The organism is Nocardioides sp. (genome assembly GCF_035429765.1).
Classification (GTDB): Bacteria; Actinomycetota; Actinomycetes; order Propionibacteriales; family Nocardioidaceae; genus Nocardioides.
Genome location: NZ_DAOMFK010000069.1, coordinates 1 through 14,266 on the forward strand (window position 1 = coordinate 1; position 14,266 = coordinate 14,266).

Annotated in this window: 13 protein-coding genes; 4 read left to right on the forward strand and 9 right to left on the reverse strand. The window is 73.3% G+C overall.

All coding sequences use genetic code 11. The annotated features are described in order from the left end of the window. A partial coding sequence (locus PLP61_RS08395) for an ATP-binding protein (RefSeq protein ID WP_324502177.1) occupies window positions 1–1,218 on the forward strand: 1,218 nt, incomplete at its 5' end. A gap of 11 nt (window positions 1,219–1,229) precedes the next feature. On the opposite strand, the gene PLP61_RS08400 is transcribed toward PLP61_RS08395, so the two are convergent. Beyond that, a complete protein-coding gene (locus PLP61_RS08400) occupies window positions 1,230–1,949 on the reverse strand; it encodes a hemerythrin domain-containing protein (protein WP_324502178.1) in 720 nt (239 codons plus the stop codon). Window positions 1,950–2,100: 151 nt separating this feature from the next. Here PLP61_RS08400 and PLP61_RS08405 point away from each other — a divergent pair, with 151 nt between their 5' ends. Next, entirely contained in the window at window positions 2,101–3,483 is a 1,383-nt protein-coding gene (locus tag PLP61_RS08405) for a pyridoxal phosphate-dependent decarboxylase family protein (protein ID WP_324502179.1), read from the forward strand. 93 nt (window positions 3,484–3,576) lie between these two features. Here PLP61_RS08405 and pgm read toward each other — a convergent pair whose 3' ends face one another. Further along, a complete protein-coding gene (gene pgm / locus PLP61_RS08410) occupies window positions 3,577–5,223 on the reverse strand; it encodes a phosphoglucomutase (alpha-D-glucose-1,6-bisphosphate-dependent) (protein WP_324502180.1) in 1,647 nt (548 codons plus the stop codon). 148 nt (window positions 5,224–5,371) lie between these two features. Between pgm and PLP61_RS08415 the strand changes: the two genes are divergently transcribed. Continuing rightward, window positions 5,372–6,166: a crotonase/enoyl-CoA hydratase family protein gene (locus tag PLP61_RS08415; protein ID WP_324502181.1), complete on the forward strand. Its 795-nt coding sequence runs from the start codon at window positions 5,372–5,374 to the stop codon at window positions 6,164–6,166. Window positions 6,167–6,378: 212 nt separating this feature from the next. Here PLP61_RS08415 and PLP61_RS08420 read toward each other — a convergent pair whose 3' ends face one another. From PLP61_RS08420 to PLP61_RS08430, 3 genes are all read right to left on the reverse strand, one after another. Beyond that, window positions 6,379–7,299 carry an oxidoreductase gene (locus tag PLP61_RS08420; protein WP_324502182.1) on the reverse strand — a complete coding sequence of 307 codons (921 nt, stop codon included), beginning with the start codon at window positions 7,297–7,299 and terminating at the stop codon, window positions 6,379–6,381. After that, on the reverse strand, window positions 7,296–8,111 hold the full coding sequence (locus PLP61_RS08425) for a maleylpyruvate isomerase family mycothiol-dependent enzyme (RefSeq protein WP_324502183.1): 816 nt from the start codon (window positions 8,109–8,111) through the stop codon (window positions 7,296–7,298). Before PLP61_RS08425 ends, PLP61_RS08420 begins: the two co-directional genes overlap by 4 nt. A 144-nt stretch (window positions 8,112–8,255) precedes the next feature. Next, a complete protein-coding gene (locus PLP61_RS08430) occupies window positions 8,256–10,133 on the reverse strand; it encodes an acyl-CoA dehydrogenase (RefSeq protein ID WP_324502184.1) in 1,878 nt (625 codons plus the stop codon). 202 nt (window positions 10,134–10,335) lie between these two features. Between PLP61_RS08430 and PLP61_RS08435 the strand changes: the two genes are divergently transcribed. After that, window positions 10,336–10,794 carry an RrF2 family transcriptional regulator gene (locus PLP61_RS08435; RefSeq protein WP_324502185.1) on the forward strand — a complete coding sequence of 153 codons (459 nt, stop codon included), beginning with the start codon at window positions 10,336–10,338 and terminating at the stop codon, window positions 10,792–10,794. Window positions 10,795–10,808: 14 nt separating this feature from the next. On the opposite strand, the gene PLP61_RS08440 is transcribed toward PLP61_RS08435, so the two are convergent. From PLP61_RS08440 to PLP61_RS08455, 4 genes are all read right to left on the reverse strand, one after another. Next, entirely contained in the window at window positions 10,809–11,555 is a 747-nt protein-coding gene (locus PLP61_RS08440; protein ID WP_324502186.1) for a GNAT family N-acetyltransferase, read from the reverse strand. Beyond that, complete coding sequence (locus PLP61_RS08445; protein ID WP_324502187.1) at window positions 11,548–12,192, reverse strand: DUF2461 domain-containing protein; 645 nt, start codon at window positions 12,190–12,192, stop codon at window positions 11,548–11,550. Before PLP61_RS08445 ends, PLP61_RS08440 begins: the two co-directional genes overlap by 8 nt. Before the next feature lie 65 nt (window positions 12,193–12,257). Continuing rightward, window positions 12,258–13,394, reverse strand: a complete 1,137-nt coding sequence (locus tag PLP61_RS08450; RefSeq protein ID WP_324502188.1) for a hypothetical protein — start codon at window positions 13,392–13,394, stop codon at window positions 12,258–12,260. Next, on the reverse strand, window positions 13,394–14,266 hold an 873-nt coding region (locus tag PLP61_RS08455; protein ID WP_324502189.1), incomplete at its 5' end, for a C39 family peptidase. The genes PLP61_RS08455 and PLP61_RS08450, both read right to left, overlap by 1 nt.

Sequence of the window (14,266 nt, forward strand, 5' to 3'; positions counted from 1 at the left end):
CTGATGGGGCTCGCGGAGGCCCACCGGTGGCGCGGCGACTGGGCATCCCTCCTGAACGCGGTCGAGCAGGCCACCGCGGTCGCCGACCAGATCGGCGACGTCCGCCTGCTCGGTCGGGCGGCCTCGGCCATGACGATCGGGGCGCTGTGGCGCTCGGCGCCCGCAGGCCAGGTCAACGAGGACGTCGTGGCGGCGCTGCGACGCAGTCTCGCCGAGCTGCCCGCGGCCGACGACCCGCTGCGCAGCCGGGTGATGCTGGCCCTGGCCAACGAGCTCCACTACGGGGCGACCTTCGAGGAGCGTACGGCGCTCGTCGAGCAGGCCCTCGCCATGGCCCGGCGGCTCGACCACCCCGGTGCGGTGATGGACGCGGCCCTGGTCGGCTTCATGGCGCTGTGGCGTCCCGACACCGCCGAGCAGCGGCTGGACCTGGCCACCGAGGCGATGGCGATCGCGAGCACGCTCGGCGCCGAGCGCTCCTTCACCGTCGCCGCCACCCTCACCGCCGTCGCGCACGGGGAGCTGGGCCAGGTGCAGCAGATGGGCGAGACCGGCGCGCTGGCCCGCGACTACGCCGAGCGGCTGCGGATCCCCTACGGCGTGATGGTTCTCGATGCCCTGGAGGTGCCGTGGCTGGCGATGGCCGGCCGGTTCGCCGAGGCCGAGCAGCGGCTCGAGAGCGTCGCCCTGCTCGCCGAGCGGATGCAGGTGCACGAGGTCGGTGAGGCCCTCGCCGCCGTGGCGATGGCACTCCGCCTCTGGCAGGGCCGGGTGGACGAGGTGCTGCCCGACGTGCTGGGCGGCGACGAGGGGTCCGACCCGCTGGCGGCCCTGCAGTGCCTGCTGCTGCTGCGTGCGGGACGGCTCGACCAGGCGCGGGAGCACCTGGCCACCCACCCGGTGGTCCTCGACCCGGTCGACACGTTCTCGCTGCTGAACTGGTCGGCCGCGGCCGAGACCGCGCTCGCCGTCGGGGACCGGGACCTGGGCGCCGCGGCGTACACCCTGCTCGCGCCGTACGCCGGGCGGTGCGCCTGCGCGGGCCCGAGCATGGCCCTGGGACCTGTGGACGCCTTCCTGGCCCTCGCTGCTGCCGCCTCCGGCGAGGTGGCGCTCGCGGTGCGGCACGCCGACGACGCGCGGGCGCTGACCGAGCAGTGGCGGATCCCGCTGGCCGCGCAGTGGCTGGACGGTCAGCGGGAACGGTTCGGCTTCTGAGGCCTCGGTGCTCAGCCGGCGTACCGGAACGCCGCGCGCGAGCGGCGCGCGAACCGTCCACGGCTGAGGGTCCACAGCACCCGCATCGGGGTGTTGCCCGGGCGCGACGCGAGGTCGCGGACCGCGTCGTCGGGGACCCCCTCGAGCAGCCAGGGGACGAGCACGGCCAGCTGCCGGAGTGTCCGGGCGGGGTGGAAGTGCTCCTCCTGGATCGCCGTCCACTCCTGCGGGGACAGGTGCTGCTGAAGCAGCGGGATCGCGCCGGTCTCCTCGTGCCGCAGGTGCTCGCCGAGCCGCTCGCGGGCCGCGACGAGCCGCACCGCGAGAGCGGCGCGGACGTCGGAGTCGGGTCGTCGGAGCAGGGTGCGCAAGCCGCTCGCGCAGGCCTCGAGCAGCGGGTCGATGACCGCGTGCTCGGCCTCCATCGCGTCCAGGGTCTCCGCCCCCGCGGCGTCCACCCGCTCGTGCAGCGCCGGCCACACGCCGGTGTCCTCGCCGGTGTGGTGGTGGTGGAGCACCTCGGCGAAGAGCGTCCACCGCGCGGCCAGCGCGGCCCAGGTGCGGCGGTCCTCCACAGGGGTGCGGGGCACCGCCGCGGCGAACGCCGCGAGGTCGCGCCGGAAGGCGTGGTGGGCCAGGTACATGCCGGTCATGTCGAGCGGGCCGGCGGGGGTGGCGGTCTGCCCCGGCAGCGTCAGCTGCGCGGGAGGGGTCTGGGTGCGGGTGGTCATGGCGGGCTCCTGTGCTGTGCGTGGCGGCCGGTCTCGGCCTGTGCCGTGGTGTCGAGAAGAGGCTGCCCGGCTCCGCTTGGGCCCCGCTTGGTGCCGGCTGAGGGTGCCGCCGGCTTGACCGACCGCCCCACGGTGGCGCCATCCTTGCCGGGTGACCGAAGCCAACCCTGCCCCCACCAGCGTGTGGGGGGACGAGTCCGAGGGCGTCCAGGCGGTGCTCCACTGGGCCACCCACCGCATCAGCCGCTCCACCGACCCGCTGACCACCGCCCGCCCGGCGGCCTGGCTCGCCGAGCGCGTGGGGGAGACCATCACTCCCGGCGGCATCGGCGCGGAGCGGGCACTGACCCTCTTCACCGACGTACTGGTCCCCGCGACCCGTGCCCAGGACGACCCGATGAACCTCGCCTACGTGCCCTCCGCCCCCACTCGGACCGCGGCCGCCTTCGAGCTGGCCACCAGCGCCTCCAACATCTTCGCCGGCCTCTGGGAGGGCGGGGCCGGCGCCATCCACGCGGAGAACCAGGTCATCGCCTGGCTCGCCGGGCTGGTCGGCTGGCCGGAGACCGCCGGAGGCTGCTTCGTCGCCGGCGGCACGATGGGCAACCTGTCCGCCCTGGTGGCGGCCCGGCACACCGCGGAGGAGGCCCGGCTCCGGGCCGGGCTGGACCGCACCCCTCCCGGGGGCTGGGCGGTGGCGTGCACCCCGGACGCGCACTCCTCGGTGCGCTCCGGGGCACGGGTGATGGGGGTGGACGTCGTGCACGTGCCCGGTGACGAGCGCGGGCGGCTCACCGGGGCGGCCCTCGGACCGTTGCTCGACGCCGAGCCGGAGCGGGTCTTCGCGGTCGTGGCCACGGCCGGCACGACGAACGCCGGGCTCGTCGACGACCTCGCCGGTGTGGGCGCGGAGTGCCGCGCTCGTGGCGTCTGGCTGCACGTGGACGGCGCGTACGGCGGCGCCGGGCTGCTCGCCCCCAGCGTCGCGCACCTGTACGCCGGGATCGACGGCGCCGACAGCCTCATCGTGGACCCCCACAAGTGGCTGTTCGCGCCGTACGACTCCTGCGCCCTGGTCTACCGCCGGCCCGAGCTGGCCAAGGCGGCGCACCAGCAGACCGCGAGCTACCTCGACCACGTCGACCGGCACGAGTGGAACCCCGCCGACCTCGCCGTGCACCTCTCACGCCGGCCGCGAGGGCTGCCGCTGTGGTTCAGCCTGGCCACCCACGGCACCGACCGCTACCGCCAGGCGGTCGAACGCTGCCTGACGATCTCCCGGCTGGTCGCCGACGACATCCGGTCACGGCCCGAGCTGCGCCTGGTGGTCGATCCGGACCTCTCCGTGCTGCTCTTCGAGCGGGTCGGCTGGAGCGCCGAGGGCTACGCCACCTGGTCGCGGGAGCAGGCGCTGTCAGGCCGGGTGCTCTGCGTCCCCACCCGGTGGCAGGACCGGCCGGTGCTGCGGCTGGTCTTCGTCAACCCCGGCACCGACCCGGCCCAGGTGTCGAGGGTGCTCGACTCGCTCACCTGACCCGCCGGAACCCTTGCGGTTTGGACCCAAACGACAGAGATTTCGGCCGAACCCCTGTCGTTTCGGTCCAATCGGCAGGGGCCGACGCCTCCCTCACCCGAGCGCCGCGGAGACCACCTCGCGAGCCTCGGCCTGCACCTGGGCCAGGTGCTCGGGGCCGCGGAACGACTCGGCGTAGATCTTGTAGACGTCCTCGGTGCCCGAGGGCCGGGCGGCGAACCAGGCGCTCTCCGTGGTCACCTTCAGGCCGCCGATCGCCGCGCCGTTGCCCGGTGCCTCGGTGAGCCTGGCCGTGATCGGCTCGCCGGCGAGGGTCGTCGCCGTGACGTCGGAGGGGGAGAGCGCGCCCAGCTTGGCCTTCTGCTCGCGGGTGGCGGGGGCGTCGATCCGGGCGTACGCCGGGTCGCCGTGCCGCGCGACCAGGTCGGCGTAGTGCTGGGAGGGCGTGCGGCCGGTCGCCGCGAGGATCTCCGAGGCCAGCAGGGCCAGGATGAGGCCGTCCTTGTCGGTGGTCCAGGTCCGACCGTCGCGGCGCAGGAACGACGCACCCGCCGACTCCTCCCCGCCGAAGCCGAACGACCCGTCGATGAGACCGGGCACGAACCACTTGAACCCGACCGGCACCTCCACCATCGGCTTGCCGAGCGCGGCGGCCACCCGGTCGATCATCGAGGAGGACACCAGGGTCTTGCCGATCCGGGCGGTCTCCGGCCAGCCGGGTCGGGCACCACCGAAGAGGTACTGGATCGCCACCGCCAGGTAGTGGTTCGGGTTCATCAGCCCGCCGTCGGGGGTGACGATGCCGTGCCGGTCGGCGTCGGCGTCGTTGCCGGTGGCCACGTCGTACTCGTCCTTGCGGCCGATCAGCGAGGCCATCGCCGACGGCGAGGAGCAGTCCATCCGGATCTTCTCGTCCCAGTCCAGCGTCATGAACCGCCACGTCGGGTCGACCAGCGGGTTGACCACGGTGAGGGCGAGCCGGTGCCGGTCGGCGATCTCCCCCCAGTAGGCCACGCTCGCCCCGCCCAGCGGGTCCGCGCCGATCCGCACGCCGACGTCGCGGACCCGGTCGAGGTCCAGGACCTGCGGCAGGTCCTCGACGTAGGTTCCGAGGAAGTCGTAGGACGCGCACGCGGCACGGGCGCGCGGGAAGGGGACCCGTCGTACGCCGTTCAGCCCCGCCGCGATCAGCTCGTTCGCGCGCGCGGCGATGACCGCGGTCGCGTCGGTGTCCGCGGGACCCCCGTGCGGAGGGTTGTACTTGAACCCGCCGTCGCTGGGCGGGTTGTGCGAGGGGGTGACCACGATCCCGTCGGCGAGGCCGCGCCCACCGGCGCCCTTGCCGGCGTTGGCCCGCAGGATCGCGTGCGACACCGCCGGGGTGGGGGTGTAGCCGTCGCGGGAGTCCACCAGCACGGTGACGTCGTTGGCGACCAGCACCTCCAGGGCCGAGGCCCACGCCGGCTCCGACAGCCCGTGGGTGTCGCGGCCGATGAAGAGCGGGCCGTCGTACCCCTGCTCCCGGCGGTAGTCGCAGATCGCCTGGGTCGTGGCCAGGATGTGGGTCTCGTTGAAGGACGTCTTCAGCGAGCTGCCCCGGTGGCCACTGGTGCCGAAGGCGACCTGCTGGTCGACGACCTCGGGGTCCGGCACCCCCGTGTAGTACGCCGTCACCAGGTGCGCGACGTCGACAAGGTCGGCGGGCTGGGCGGGCTGGCCGGCACGGGACTCGGTGCTCATGTCCCCATCATGTCGGGGCACTGCCCCCGCCGGAAGCCGACCCGGCACGAATGGCGACCGACCCGGCACGAATGGCGACCCCTCGACGTAACGCAGGCCACGTCGGCGGCCTGTCGCCGTACCCCACGAGGCCACCTACCCTGGGTTCATGGCCCTCGTCACCTGCACGGTCGAGGACGGCATTGCCCAGGTGCGGCTCTCTCGTCCCGACAAGCTCAACGCACTCACCCTTCCCTTCCTCGATGAGCTGGTCGCGACCGCGCACCGGCTCCGGCGCGACAAGACCCTGCGCGCGGTGGTGATCGCCGGCGAGGGCGACGGGTTCTGCGCGGGCCTCGACTTCGCCTCGGCCCTCAAGGACCCGGTAGCGATCGGGCGGGCGTTCGTCCCGCGTCCCTGGCGGGGCACCAACACCTTCCAGGAGGCGTGCTGGGCCTGGCGTCGGCTACCGGTCCCGGTGATCGCTGCCGTGCACGGCCACTGCCTGGGCGGAGGCGTGCAGATCGCGCTCGCGGCCGACTTCCGGTACGCGAGCCCCGACTCCACCTGGTCGGTCCTGGAGGGCAAGTGGGGGATCATCCCCGACATGAGCGGTATCCGCTCCCTGGCCGAGCTCGTCGGCATCGACACCGCCAAGCGGCTGACGATGACCGCCGAGATGTTCTCCGGCAAGGAGGCCCACGAGCTGGGCCTGGTCACGGTGCTCGACGCTGACCCGGTCGCCGGCGCGACGGCCTTCGCCCAGCAGCTGGCCGGACGGTCGCCCGACGCGTTGGCGGCTGCCAAGCGGCTCTTCAACGACACCTGGACGTCGAGCCCGCGGCGTACCTTCGCCCGCGAGCGGATGGAGCAGGTCTTCCTGCTCGCCTCTCGCAACGCCAAGATCGCGCGCGAGGCGGCCTTCCGGAAGGTCGCTCCCCAGTTCGGGCCCCGCCAGCGCTGACCCGTTGACTCGCGCCTCGTCCCCGGTTGACTCGCGCCTCCTTCCCGGTTCACTTGCGCATGCTCACCGGTTGACTTGCGTCTGCGCCTCGTCCGGTGGCCGCGGGGCGCGAGTCAACAGGTCGCGAGGCGCGACTCAACGGGTCGCGGGGCGCGAGTCAACGGGTCGCGGGGCGCGAGTCAACCGGGCGCGGGGCGCGAGTCAACAGGCGGTCAGGGGTAGCTCAGCCCCACGGTCTCCTCGCTGAGCTCCCACAACCTGGACTGGGCCGCGCGGTCCCGGGCCAGCGGGGCGCAGTCGACCACGGTCGGCGCGCCACGCCACTGACCCATGCGGGAGGGACCGCAGTAGGTGCCCCCGGGCAGGTCCGCGGTGGCGGCCATCAGCGTCGGCAGCGCCCCGTCCGCGGCGGACTGCGAGACCACGCGTACGGCGGCGTCCATGATCGAGGCCAGGGGGCCGGTGGAGCGGCCCAGCTGCCCGTTGACGACCAGGTGGGTGCCAGCGAAGCCCGGGTGGGCGGCCATGGCCCGGACAGGGAGTCCGGCCGCGTCCAGCCGGCGCTGCAGCTCGAAAGTGAACAGCAGGTTCGCCAGCTTGGACTGCCCGTACACCTGCCACCGGTGGTAGCGGCCCTCCTGCACGAACGGGTCGCCCAGGGGAGCACGACGTGCGGTCCGGTGGGCCTGGGAGGACACCGTCACCACCCGACCGTCGCCGCTGGCCACCAGCCGGGACAGCAGGAGCCCCGTGAGCAGGAACGGGCCGAAGTGGTTGGTCGCCAGGTGCAGCTCGAGACCGTCGCCGGTACGCCGGTACGGCGTGGCCATCACCCCGGCGTTGTTGACCAGGACGTGGAGCTGCTCCTCCGCGAGCTGGTCCCCCGCGCGACGTACCGAGGACAGGTCCGCGAGGTCCACGAGGAGGCGGCCGAGATCGGCGCGGCCGAGATCGGCGCGGATCGCGGACTCGGTCTCGGCGAGCTTGGCGTCGCTGCGGCCCGCCAGCACCACCCGGGCCCCACGGCGGGCGAGCTCCAGCGCGGTGTGGTGGCCCAGCCCGCCGGTCGAGGTCCCGGTGACCAGGATGGTGCGGCCCGTCTGGTCGGGCAGCTCGCCCAGGTGCCAGGTCACGGCGTCACCGCCATTCCAGCCAGTACCCGAGCGGCCAGTTCCGCATCACCGGTGATCGCCACGTCCCGCTCGGAGGCCGCCCTGCGGCCCCCCGCGAGCACCACGAACGTCTCGCGGTCCATCTCGAGGGTCACCGTCGGGGCGGCCGGAGCCTCGGGGAGGAGCCGGCCGCGGCCGTCCTCGCCCACACCGACGGCCACCGGGTCGCTCCCCACCACTCGCAGGACCACGGTGCTGCCCGGCAGCGCGCCGGCCCGCTTGGCCACCACCAGGGGCAGCGACCCGGCGAGGTAGTCGGTGGTGTGCCGCGCCGCCGGCGAGTCGAGGTTCCCCGGCCGTCCCACCGCCCGTCGCACGTCCTGCTCGTGCATCCAGACATCGAGCGGACGGTTGCGCAGCAGCGTGTCCCACGTCCACGGTACGCCGCCGAAGATCCGCTCAGGGCGCGCTGAGGCGTCGCTCGGCGGGTCTCGGAGGAGGGCCTCGTGCCGGACCAGTGCGCTGCGCCGGATCTCCTCGATCAGCTGATCGGGAGTGCGGTCGCGGCGGGCGGCGACACCCTGCTCGGTGTAGAGGCCCATCAGCCCGGTCACGTGCGGACCGGGCTCGATCTGCAGCGTCTCCTCCGGAGCCCCCGCCAGCACCGCCTCCAGGTGGGCGGTGTGCGCGACCACGTCGTGCACGGTCCAGCCCGGGAGGTCGGTGGGGGTCGCCCACTCCTCCCCGGGAACCTGGTCGAGCAGCGTCAGGAAGTCCTGGACCGCGGCCCACCAGACCTCGACGTAGCCGGCCAGCCGATGCGCGTCGTTCATGAGCCCACCCTAGGAGCGGTCCGGGGCACTACCACCCGCCGGGTCGGCGCAGACCGACCCGCCCGGGGGTTCGCCCCGAGCGGGTCAGACGTCTGCCGGCCTCGCTGGACGGCCGGGCCCCGGTGATTGGGCCCGGCCCTGTGGCTAGAAGGCCGCCTCGTCGAGGTCCATCAGCGCCAGGTCGACCTGCTCGGCGATGTGCCGCTCGGAGGTGAGCTTCGGCAGGTTGTGCTGCGCGAAGAACTGCGCCGCCGCGACCTTGCCCTCGTAGAAGGCCTTGTCGGCCGCCGAGACGTCCCCGGCCAGCTTGTCCAGGGCCACCTCGGCCTGGCGCAGCAGCAGCCACGCGCACACCACGTCGCCCAGGGCCATCAGCAGCCGGGTGGTGTTCAGCCCGACCTTGTACATGTTGCGCAGGTCCCCGCCCTCGGCACGCGGGTCGGAGGCCATCAGCTGGGTGATCATCAGCCCGACCATCGACTGGGCGTCGTCCAGGGCGGTCGCGAGCAGGTCGCGCTCCACCTTCAGCCGGCCGTTGCCGGCCTCAGCGGCGACGAAGGCCTGGATCTCACCCGCCAGGTGGCCCAGCGCCCGGCCCTGGTCCTTGACGATCTTGCGGAAGAAGAAGTCCATGCCCTGGATCGCCGTGGTGCCCTCGTAGAGCGTGTCGATCTTGGCGTCGCGCACGTACTGCTCGATCGGGTAGTCCTGCAGGAAGCCCGACCCGCCGAGGGTCTGCAAGGACTCGGTGCCCAGCAGCACCCACGACCGCTCCGAGCCGTATCCCTTGACGATCGGCAGCAGCAGGTCGTTGACCGCGGCGGCCAGCTCGTCCTTCTCCCCGGCGTGCGCGGCGAGCATGACCCGGTCCTGCCAGCTGGCGGTGAACAGCACCAGGGCCCGCATCGCCTCGGCGAAGGACTTCTGGGTCATCAGCGAACGCCGCACGTCCGGGTGGTGGGTGATCGTCACCCGAGGCGCGGTCTTGTCCGCGGCCTGGGTCAGGTCCGGGCCCTGCACGCGCGACTTGGCGTACTCCAGGGCGTTCAGGTACCCGCTGGACAGGGTCGCGATGGCCTTGGTGCCGACCATCATCCGGGCGTTCTCGATGACCTCGAACATCTGGGCGATGCCGTCGTGGACCTCGCCGAGCAGCCACCCCTTGGCGGGCTCTCCGCCGCCGACCGCGGGGTCGCCGAAGGTGACCTCGCAGGTGTTGGAGACCTTGATGCCCATCTTCTTCTCGAGGTTGGTGACGTAGGCGCCGTTGCGCTCGCCGGTGAGCTCACCGGTCTCGAGGTCGAAGAGGTACTTCGGCACGATGAACATCGACAGACCCTTGGTCCCGGGGCCGCCGATCCCCTCCACGCCGGACGGGCGGGCCAGCACCAGGTGGATGATGTTCTCGCTCATCTCGTGCTCACCGGAGGTGATGAAGCGCTTGACGCCCTCGACGTTCCAGGAGCCGTCGGCGTTGGGGGTGGCCTTGGCCCGACCGGCACCGACGTCGGAGCCGGCGTCCGGCTCGGTCAGCACCATCGTGGTGCCCCACTCGCGCTCGACGATGATCTGGGCGATCCGCTTGTCCCGCTCGGTCCCGTTGTGGAAGACCACACCCGCGAACGCCGGCCCGGCGCCGTACATCCACACCGGTGCGTTCGCCCCGAGCACCATCTCGCCGATCGCCCAGTTGAGGCTGGGCGGCGCCGGCGTGCCGCCGAGCTCCTCGGGGATCTGCAGCCGCCAGTACTCCGCGTCCATCCAGGCGCGGTAGCTCTTGGCGAAGGCCTCGCCGACCGGAGCGGTGTAGGTGGCGGGGTCGAAGACGGGTGGCTTGCGGTCCGCCTCGACGTACGACGCGGCCACGTCCTCGCGGGCCAGGCGCTCGACCTCGGCCAGGATCGTGCGGGCGGTCTCCGCGTCGACCTCGGCGAAGGGACCCTGGCCGAGGACCTCGTCTCGGCCCAGCACCTCGAAGAGGTTGAACTCGATGTCGCGCAGGTTGCTCTTGTAGTGGCTCACCGTTCCACCTTCGTCGTTGGGGGCTGGTTCTCGCACGGCGGGGCACGCCCCGGCCGACATTCGGCTACTCGCCAGTAACTTAATTGTGCCTTGCGCCTTGACGACACGCAAGGAGCGCCGTCGGATCAGCGGTCCGTGACCTCCGCCACGTTGACGAGTCTCAGTCGACTGAACTACTGGACAAATCTGACACGATGGGTCCATGCGCGTCTCCGCCAAGGCCGACTACGCCCTCCGGGCGCTCATCGAGATGGCCGGGCAGCGGGAGGCGTCGCCGGTCAGCGCCGAGGAGCTGGGGCGGCGGCAGGGGATCCCGCACGGGTTCCTGCAGGCGATCCTGGCCGACCTGAGGCGGGCCGGGATCGTCAGGTCCCAGCGGGGGCAGTCGGGCGGCTGGCGGATGGGCCGCGACCCCGCGGAGGTGAGTGTGGCCGACGTGATCAGGGCGGTGGACGGACCCTTGGTCTCGGTGTACGGGCTGCGTCCGGAGGCGGTGTCGTACAACGACTCCGCGCGCGTGCTGCAGCACGTCTGGATCGCGGCGCGGCACTCCTTGCGCGACGTCTTCGAGGACGTCTCGATCCGCGACCTCGCCGAGGGCCAGCTACCCGAGTCGGTCACCCGCCGCACCGCGGACGAGGACGCCTGGCAGCCCCACTGACGGTGGCCTGAGGCTCAGCTGGCCTTGGTCTTTGTCCTGTTCTTGGTCTTGTTCTTGTTCTTGCGCCGCGACCGGGGCGGCGCCTCGGGCTGGGGCACTACCGACGGCTCCTCCTCCTGCGCGGCCGCCGAGGACGGGGTGGGCCACCAGCCGCACACCAGGTCGCGTCCCCGCAGCTGCTCGTGCCCGGGAGTGGCCAGCACCTCGTGCAGCCGGTCGCCCGGCTGCTCGGGGGCGATCGAGTGGCCGGTCGGGACCAGGTCGACCTCGACGTCGAGGATGCCCAGCCCGGTCTCGTGCACCCGGGTCGGACCCAGCCGCCGCAGCATCGCGAGCGAGGCGACGTTGTCGGCGGCGACCTCGGTGATGATGTGGGTGACCCCCTCGGGCCGCTGGGCCATCAGCGCGGTGAGCAGCACGGTGGCCGCTCCGCGGCCCTGCCACTCGTCCTTGACGGTCACCGCCAGGTCGGCGGCGTCCGGCTGGTCGGGGTAGCGCACGCACCGGGCGATCCCGGCCGGCTCCAGGTCGTCGCCCACCTCGACCATGAGTACGAGGGCGACGTGGTGGATCCCGTCCACCTCGTCGACGAGGTGGCGCAGCATCGCCTCGTTCAGGCGCACCACCGGGCTGAGGAACCGGTGCCGGCGCGACTCGGGGGAGAGGGACTCGAACTCCCGGGCCAGGGACGCCCGGTCGGTCTGGATGAGCGGCCACACCCAGCAGGGCGTGCCGTCGCGGAGGGTGAGCCGTTCAGCCATCGCCGGTGCCTCCCAGGGCCTCGGCCAGCCAGTCGACCAGCGGCCGGGCGGAGCGCCAGTCCGACCGGACGACGTCGGCCAGCTGCGGGGTGTGGATGACCGGGTCGAACCCGTGCTGCCGGCCGACGGTGAGCGAGCGGTGGCGCAGCAGGTCCAGGCGCGGGTGGTCGGCCGGCCAGCCCCGGGGCCTGGTCTTGACGCGGTCGCCCGAGACCTCCCAGCCCCGCCCCTCCAGGTCCGCCAGCAGCGCGGCGAGCCGCGGCCCGCGGCGCTCGTCGTCGACGGCCGCGCGGTACGCCGCCAGCCGGTCCGGCTCGGCCTGGTAGAACCCGGCTCCGGTCATCAGCCCGCGGGCGGACAGCTGGACGTACCAGCCCGTCGCAGGGCCGGTGCGGACGAAGGCCCCCTGGTGGGTCTTGTACGGGGACTTGTCGCGGGCGAAGCGGACGTCGCGATAGGGGCGGAAGAGCGTGGCCTCGCCGAACTCGGCGGCGAGCGCGGCGCACAACGCCGTCATCGGCGCGCGCACCTCCTCGGCGTACACCGCCTTGTGGGCCTCCCAGAACGACCGGGTGTTGTCGATCTCGAGGTCGTCGTAGAAGTCCAGGGCGGCTGCTCGGAATCCGGTGAACCCCACGAGACGACCCTAGTGCGCGCCCGCGGACGACACGCGCGGGGAGCCTCCCCGCCGTCGGGCCCGGCTCAGCCCAGCGGAGCCGTGACCTGCTCGTCGCCCGCCTGCGTCAGCGCGGTGACGGTGAGCTGGGTCCCACCGCACCGCGGCGGGACCGTGACGAACCCCTCACCGCCCGCGGGTGCGGCGTAGACCACCGAGAGGCGTCCGGCGGGGGTCCAGCGGAGCACCTGCGCCGGCTCGCCCACGCGGGCGGGCTCCCGGGCGAAGTACGCCGCGCCGCCGCAGGCCACCAGACTGCCCGAGATGCCCGGCCCGAGGTCGAACCAGGCGTCGCCGAGGGCCGCGTAGAGGTGCGCGGACTCGATCCGGGTGTCCCGGGGCACCACCGACCACACCCGGCCGCCAGGCAGCAGCACTCCCTCCCAGCCCTTGCACTCGGTGACCCCGGGGAACGGCGTGAGCCGCTCCCCGTCCAGTGCGCCGACGGTGCGGCAGGAGGGCCGGCTGGCGTCGAAGGTGAGGAGGGTGTCGCCCTGCGGGCTGGTGCGGGCGTTGCTGAAGCCGTGCCGCGGGGGTGCGCACCACGTCGCGCGGGCCTGCTCGGTGGCGAGGTCGACGCTGGCCAGGCAGTACCCGCCCTGGTCGTACGTCGCGTACAGCGCGTGCCCGCCACCGAGGGCCCAGGTGCCGCCGGTCGTGGTCGGGACCGGGGAGCGACCGTCGAGCACGAACCGCCGGCCCGTGGCCAGCTCGACCACCGTGGCGGTGCTGGGCCGCTCCTCGAGCCGGTCCTGGCTCACGACCAGCGCGTACTCACCGTCGATGAACGACTCCACGATCCGGCCCCGAGGGCCGGCGGGCACCGTCTGGGGGGTGGGCCCGTCCAGCACCGCCCGGCGGCCCTGCTCGTCCACGGTGAGCGTCCAGTCCCCCGACACCGTCACCTCGTCCTCGACCGGGCCGGGGACGGCCCTCCAGTCGAGCAGGTCGGTGTCCGCGACGACGGGGTGCGGGCTGGCGCTCGTCCCCCCGGACGGACCGCCGTCGGGTGGGCTGGAGGAGGGGACGTCCGGCGTGGAGGCGGAGCCCGAGGGGGCTGGCCGGTCACCGTCGTCGGCCCCGCAGGAGGCGAGCCCGGTGGCGAGCAGCGCCGCGAGGGCCGCAGCGCACGCGGAGTCCCGGAGACGGGTCCGGGACGGCATCAGACGCCGATGTTGTGCAGCGGGTGGGCCTTGTTGGCGCGGAAGCTCTTGTAGGCCAGGCGCCACTGCACCCGCGGGATGTACGGCTCGGAGGGGTCGAAGCGCTGCTGGTTCCAGGGCTCGAAGTAGCTGATCAGGTTCGGCTTGACCCCGCGCTTGGCGTACCCGCGCCCCACCTGGTAGTGACCCGAGGCGTCGTCGTCGAGGTAGGGGAAGTACTTCTTCAGCAGGATCGGGTGCATCACCAGAGGCGCCCGGTAGTCGTGGATGTGCCGCATCAGCAGCAGGTACCACTGCCCGTAGCTGTAGCCGCCGATGTCCAGGGTGATGTACGGGCCGGCGTAGTCCTCCCGGTCCCACCCGGTGTAGCGGTTGACGGTCCGCACGATCGAGCCGATGTCGGTGCCGCTGGAGGTGGTGCCCAGGCGGCTGGCCCACAGGTCCTGGCTGCGCTCGCGGCCCGACCACCCCCACGCGATCATCTGCATGGAGGTGGGGCCGCACCAGTAGCTGCGGGTCTGCTCGGCGGTCTGCGCGGGGTCCAGCACCTTGTCCCAGCGGGGATAGTCGGCCGCCGTCTTGGGGACCTGTGCGGTGGGGCTCGCCGTCGCCGAGGCGCTCTGGGTGGCCCGCGTGGTCGGGCTGGGCCGGGGGGTGGCGGACGCGGACGCGCTGGCCGACGCGGCTGGCGACCGAGGCGCGGTCTGCCGGGAGACCAGCTCACGCGACAGGGCGGACGGGTAGGGGACCCCCTCGATGTCGTGCCGGATGCTCCACACCTTCGCCACGGCGCGGGCGGCCGCGGTCAGCTCGGCTCGCTCGGCCTCGGCGCGGGCCGCGGGGGGCAGCGCAGCCGCGCGGCCCAGGTCGGT

Coding starts and splice junctions, on each gene's coding strand:
- PLP61_RS08400 (WP_324502178.1), bottom strand. CDS start 1,949: ATGACCACCCGCACCCAGACCCCTCCCGCGCAGCTGACGCTGCCGGGG.
- pgm (WP_324502180.1), bottom strand. CDS start 5,223: ATGAGCACCGAGTCCCGTGCCGGCCAGCCCGCCCAGCCCGCCGACCTT.
- PLP61_RS08415 (WP_324502181.1), top strand. CDS start 5,372: ATGGCCCTCGTCACCTGCACGGTCGAGGACGGCATTGCCCAGGTGCGG.
- PLP61_RS08425 (WP_324502183.1), bottom strand. CDS start 8,111: ATGAACGACGCGCATCGGCTGGCCGGCTACGTCGAGGTCTGGTGGGCC.
- PLP61_RS08435 (WP_324502185.1), top strand. CDS start 10,336: ATGCGCGTCTCCGCCAAGGCCGACTACGCCCTCCGGGCGCTCATCGAG.
- PLP61_RS08440 (WP_324502186.1), bottom strand. CDS start 11,555: ATGGCTGAACGGCTCACCCTCCGCGACGGCACGCCCTGCTGGGTGTGG.
- PLP61_RS08450 (WP_324502188.1), bottom strand. CDS start 13,394: ATGCCGTCCCGGACCCGTCTCCGGGACTCCGCGTGCGCTGCGGCCCTC.